The organism is Paenibacillus sp. sgz302190, assembly GCF_059820445.1.
This window is the reverse complement of record NZ_JBZYAO010000037.1, coordinates 78,668-84,667: the sequence shown is the minus strand read 5'-3', so window position 1 is coordinate 84,667 and position 6,000 is coordinate 78,668. Positions and strand designations below refer to the sequence as shown.

At 42.8% G+C, this 6,000-nt stretch carries 6 protein-coding genes and 1 pseudogene; all 7 read left to right on the top strand.

Annotated elements, in window-relative coordinates; translation table 11 throughout:
- Nucleotides 1-989, top strand: a pseudogene (locus AC6RNO_RS29350) (hypothetical protein); the annotation flags it as partial.
- Nucleotides 989-1,474, top strand: coding sequence for a hypothetical protein (locus tag AC6RNO_RS29345; protein ID WP_497107651.1), 486 nt, complete (start codon nt 989-991; stop codon nt 1,472-1,474). The pseudogene AC6RNO_RS29350 and the gene AC6RNO_RS29345, both read left to right, overlap by 1 nt.
- A gap of 423 nt (nt 1,475-1,897) precedes the next feature.
- Nucleotides 1,898-2,116 (top strand): hypothetical protein, encoded by a 219-nt coding sequence (locus AC6RNO_RS29340; protein WP_497107650.1) that lies wholly within the window; start codon nt 1,898-1,900, stop codon nt 2,114-2,116.
- Between the two features lie 333 nt (nt 2,117-2,449).
- A complete protein-coding gene (locus AC6RNO_RS29335; protein WP_497107649.1) occupies nt 2,450-3,283 on the top strand; it encodes a transporter substrate-binding domain-containing protein in 834 nt (277 codons plus the stop codon).
- 59 nt (nt 3,284-3,342) lie between these two features.
- Nucleotides 3,343-4,011 carry an amino acid ABC transporter permease gene (locus AC6RNO_RS29330; RefSeq protein ID WP_474685509.1) on the top strand — a complete coding sequence of 223 codons (669 nt, stop codon included), beginning with the start codon at nt 3,343-3,345 and terminating at the stop codon, nt 4,009-4,011.
- A 13-nt stretch (nt 4,012-4,024) separates the two neighbouring features.
- Entirely contained in the window at nt 4,025-4,759 is a 735-nt protein-coding gene (locus AC6RNO_RS29325; RefSeq protein ID WP_474685508.1) for an amino acid ABC transporter ATP-binding protein, read from the top strand.
- Between the two features lie 48 nt (nt 4,760-4,807).
- Nucleotides 4,808-5,986, top strand: coding sequence for a PatB family C-S lyase (locus tag AC6RNO_RS29320; protein WP_497107648.1), 1,179 nt, complete (start codon nt 4,808-4,810; stop codon nt 5,984-5,986).
- Nucleotides 5,987-6,000: the final 14 nt, after the last annotated feature.

Here is a 6,000-nt window from a genome sequence, read left to right as displayed (position 1 = left end):
TCAAGGATGACGTCATCAATGGAGATACCTATAGTCGAAGCAAATATGGAACGGAATTGGTACTTACCATAGCCTCCTTTTTCGTCGGTGGCGAGGCAGGAGCGGCATCCAGGGCCATGCAAGCTGAAAAGTTGGTGCTGAGTGGCACGAAGTCGGTGCAGGTGACAGAGGTTGCAAGCATAAGCGCAAGATTCGATCAGTTTGTACGATCACTGGGTGAAAAGGGCACTACCCTGGGGAGAAGTTACACGAAGCTGACTCAGGATATGAATAAGATTTTGGATGCAGAATTTATTAACCCGTTTGCACCGCAGAAGGCAGGAGTGTTTGGAGGTATACCTGAAACAACAACGCTAAGGGAACTCTTTCAGGAAGCAACGGGGAAAATATCGAATTATATGAAGAGCGAGGGAGATTCAGTCGGCCATGGAAAGGGTGGAGGTGGTTCAGGCTCTAAGGGGACGGGTAATGATGTGCCCATATTCAATGAACCAATCAAAACTAAAACGAATAAGGGGTTAGAAGTCGAATTTACAAATCCATTGGGTAATACAATCAAATGGGTTGAACAAAATCCCAAAAACATACCTAGTGCAATTGAAAGTGCTAAAAATAGTAGCAATGCTGGAAAATCCATTGAGGGTAAAGTTGGAGATTATGTTCAACAAAGGATGGAAGTAACAGGGTTCGGCTTAAAGCTAGATAACATTTCTACTGGTAAACCAGCAGGAGATATTGATATTATGACAAATAATCAAATTATAGAGGTTAAGAAGTCAATGTCTGCTGTGAAAATGGATCAAATCGATAAGTATATTAATCCAAGTAATCCTCAATTCTTTAATTATGAGGGTAGAGAGGTTATGCTATATGTTGATGAGGTTATTGATACCTCAAATGCTCAAATAACTAAAATTATTCAAGAACTCAATAGTAAAGGTATAACAGTTGTAAATTCGCTCGAAGAGTTAGGAGGAGTATTCAAGTAATGGGAATGTCAGCCTTTGTATTATTTAAACGTGGAGAGAGTGCTCCAGCAAACGGCCTATTGAGGAATCTTAATAATATATGTATTAAGGAAACCCTTTTTTTTGATAGTGATGAAGAAAATTTTAATATTGAAGGAACACTAAAATATTCTCGAGTGTATATAAGTGATATACCATTTAGAGATAATTATTCAAGACAGCTTTGCTTTAGCGTATATGATGAACCTTATGAATATCAAATAGTTAGTTTTAAATGGGATGATACGAATAGTGAATATTTTAAAGCAGTAGTGTCTGATGATTTTTATGATAATGAAGATTTATTATTACGATTTGCCCATGCCATTCTCAATATATATCCGACAGCAAAAATGTGGGTTGAGGAAGATTGGTTTTATACTTTAGAAGATTTGGAGAATATCACTAATTTGCCGTATAATAATGATTGGTGCTATAAAAATCCAAGAGATATTGCCCAAGAATAGTTATGGTGGCTGATAATGGGTTTGTCATAAATTTTGTATAAATACATTTACAATTTCCACAACAAGATCGTACAATACAACCAACAAAACCACAATGCGAGTTAACCGCCCGTATTGTGGTCTTTTTTTGCCGCGGTACCGCTAACGGTAAATAACGCTCAGAGAGTATGCGCGGCGCAATATGAAGAATTATTTTCCTAAAACACTTCAAATCGAAAACAAGCCGAGCAGCTTTGATGTTTTGCCGTAAAGAATCTTCTAGAGGCCATGGAGATACCTATAGTCCCAGTTTAAGATTACAACTTAGGGGACGGGGGTGTAAAGCAATTGACAAATCTGTTTAAATCTAAAAATATGGATATTGTTATTAAATGCTTCCCTGAATAGGTCCAATTTAATGAGTTGTTATCACGGTATTCTTTTTTGAAGAACAATGCCAATTCAATACCTTTGGACAAACCAAGTATTTATTGTAGTATTTATTTTTGGTTCGTACAGGTTAAAGAACGATATTTTGAACTGTATGGGTATGACGCAGGCATTGAGCAAGAAGGATTCAAATTATTGGAAGAGATAGATGTTGAACTTGGAGAAGGGGTAGATTGGACATTAATTGAAAAAATAGAAAATAGGTCTATTTAACTGTTGGGAATTGCATTACTGGATCAACGTCCGGGAATGGACTTTCACTTCTATCGAAACGACGAACAGTTAAGATGAAAATCACGCAAAGGAAAGGAGCTTGCCGCGGCAAGCTCCTTTTTCTCGTACACCGATGAAATCCATGAGGATCGATAATGACTAGTTTAATGATATTTATGTGTTATATTTAATGACATAAATTCATTCATAATTTACTTTTATTCAGGAAGATAAAAATTAACTATTATATTTATATATAGAAAGGCAGTATTATGGGATTATATATTTCTTGTATTGTTAAATAATATAACATTATCAGGGAGGTCGTTGAAAATGTCGACAATCAGAAAATCGTTTTTAGCCAGCGTGCTGGCAGCCGTTGTTTTATCAAGCTCCGCGTGCGGCACACAAACAACCGCTCCAGCGGCCGGACCGCAAGATGCATCGAAGACGGAGGCGGGAGAAGAAAAGGTGCTTCGGGTAGGCACATCGGGCAGAAGCGTGCCGCATTCTTACAAAAATGAGAAGCAGGAGCTGGACGGCTTTGATATCGAGGCGATAAAAGCGATCGCGGGCAAAATCGGTTACAAGGTGGAATGGATAACGGCCGATTTCAGCGGACTATCCGGGATGCTGGACGCCGGTAAAATCGATACGATCGCCAACCAGGTGGAGATATCAGACCAGCGTAAAGAAAAATATTTGTTCAGTATTCCTTATGTATACTCGGGCGGCCAACTGGTTGTCAAAAAAGGAAATGATTCGATTAAATCGCTGGAAGATTTGAAAGGCAAGAAGATAGCGGTCGGGTTAGGCACGAATAAAGAAAAATTTCTACGCGATTATGATAATGAAAAAGGAGTCAAAATGAACATTGTTACGTATGAGGATCCGAGCGGTATTGTCTATGACGTTGCCAACGGCAGGGTTGACGCCTACATTGTCGATAAAGCGAGCGGTCTTGTCAAAATTGAAAAATCCGGCTTGCCGCTGCAGTTCGCAGGGAAACCGTTTGAGGATTACATTATCGCCTTCCCGTTTGTAAAAAACGATAAGAACAAGGCATTAAAGGACAAATTCGATAAGGCTATTGAGGAATTGCAAAAGGACGGGACTATGTCGCAGTTGTCTATAAAGTTTTACAAGCAAGATATCAGCAAGAAATAAGCTTCCAGAGCGGAGAAGCGCTTAAAGCTTAACTTCAATTTTTCCGGGTGGTGAACGCAATGAATTTTGACCTGAATTATATGATAAGTCTTTTTCCGCAGCTGCTGAAATATGTTCATCTCACGCTGATTATGGCGCTGGTCGCCATGTTCTTTGCGATTGTACTAGGGTTGATACTGACGGTTATTACAAAAAGCAAAGTGAAGATAATCAGCCCGCTGGCCAATCTGTATATATCTTTCTTCCGTGGAACTCCCACCATTGTGCAAATTTTCCTGTTTTACTTCGGGCTTCCCCAGCTATTTCCGGCAATGAGCTTCGTTAATGCTTTTACTGCCGTGATCATCGGTTTGAGCTTTCGGAATGCCGCTTATTTATCTGAAGTTTTCCGGGCGGCGATTACTTCGGTTGACAACGGGCAATTGGAAGCGGGTTTATCCGTGGGTATGACCAAGTGGCAAACGATGAGGCGCATCGTGCTGCCTCAAGCGACGAGGATCGCTGTACCGTCGACCGGAAATTTCTTTATTATTTTGGTGAAAGAGACCTCGCTCGCTTTTACTGTGGGCGTAGCCGAAATTTTTGCCCAAGCGAAAATGTCTGCGGCATCGACGTATAAATTTTTCGAAAGCTTCCTGGCCGTCGCTATTGTTTATTGGATTATTACCGTGCTGTTTACGATGATCCAGACCAAAATCGAAGTCAAATTAAACAAACCATACCGTTAGGGGGGAGCACGGAATGATTAAAGTGAACGGCTTGCGGAAAAAATTTCATGATCTCCAGGTGCTGCATGATATTGAATTGGAGGTTAACAAAGGAGAGGTTGCCGCTATTATAGGTCCCTCCGGATCCGGAAAATCGACGCTGCTAAGATGCCTGAATTTATTGGAAGTACCCGAGGAAGGAACGGTTATCATAGACGATGTCGCCGTGAATATGCAAGAGTTGGGCAAGAAGGATATGTACCGTTTGAGACAAAAGAGCGCTATGGTATTCCAAAACTATAACTTGTTCAAAAACAAAACCGCTCTGCAAAATGTGATCGAATCGTTGATTGCCGTCAAAAAAATGAAGGAAGGCGAAGCCAGGCCGATTGGCGAGCGATTGCTGGAGCAGGTTGGACTATCGGGCAAATTCGATAATTACCCGTCCACCTTATCCGGCGGGCAGCAGCAGAGGGTCGGAATCGCCCGCGCGCTTGCCGTGGATCCCTATGTTATATTGTTCGACGAGCCGACCTCCGCCCTGGACCCCGAATTGGTCAGCGAAGTGCTGAATGTTATGCGTCAGCTTGCTGACAAGAATACAACGATGATTATCGTCACCCATGAGATGTCGTTCGCTCGTGAGGTTGCCGACAAAGTTATTTTTATGGCGGACGGGAGAATAGTCGAAACAGGCGGACCGGAGGACATTTTCTCGAACCCGCAAAACGATCGTACGAAAAAGTTTTTGAGCCAGCTTTCCAGTTAATGCCAAGGGGATTGCTGCAGGTTAAATGCTTATAAAAGAGGTGGCATAATGAGCGGATTAGTGCGCACACATAATTTCGACGAGATCATAGAACTTAGAGGAACCGATTCCAAGAAGCATAATTTTTATCCTGAAGATGTCATTCCGATGTGGATTGCAGATACGGATTTTAAATGTCCCCAGCCGATCGTTGATGCCATGGTGAAAAGAGCGGAGCTGGGGGTATACGGATATACGCTGAGCGGCAAAAGCTTTAATTTGTCGGTCAAAAGCTGGTTGCACGCACGTTTCGATTTTCATATCGACGAAGATTGGGTTGTTTATGCTCCGGCGGTAGTTAACGGACTGGTTAATGCGGTGCAAGCATTCACGCAAGCGGGAGACAATATATTGATCCAGTCCCCGGTGTATCATCCATTTCACCATCTCATCGCCAACAACGGAAGAACCAAAGTGCAGAATAATTTGCTGCTTCGAAACGGGAAATATGAAATCGACTTCGAAGACCTGGAACAAAAGCTGAAGGATCCGCAAACGAAAATGATGCTGCTGTGCAACCCGCATAATCCTGTAGGTCGGGTATACACCTGGGAAGAGTTAACCCGCATCGGCGAATTGTGTCTGGAGTACGGCGTTATTGTCGTGTCCGATGAAATTCATTCCGATATCGTTTACGAAGGCCATAATCATATACCTTTTCCGTCGTTGTCCGGGGAAATTAGGGATAATTGCATCATGTGTCTGAACCCGAGCAAGACGTTCAATATCCCCGGACTTCGCACGGCAGCTATCATTATCCCGAACGAAATGCTGCGCCGTACCTATGAGAAGACAATTGCGGCGAACAAAGCTGACGGTAGAACCGTTTTCGGTACGTTGGCCTTTGAAACGGCCTATAAGGAGTGCGGTTATTATGCGGATCAGTTGGTTCAATATTTGGAGGAAAACGTACGCCTTCTGACGGGTTATTTTGAACGCAATATTTCCGGGATTAACGTCATTAAACCGGAAGCGACGTATTTAATGTGGCTGGATTGCAGGCAGTTGGGCATGTCTCAGCAAGAACTGCGGGCCTTTATGCTGGAACGGTCCAAGGTGGGCTTGCATGACGGCATGATATTCGGCGAGGAAGGGGCGGGTTTTATGCGAATGAACATCGGCTGCCGCAGGGCCGTCCTGCAAGAAGCTCTGGAACGGATTGAGCGTGCGGTGAATGCATGGCGTTAGCCGCTGGCGGAGGC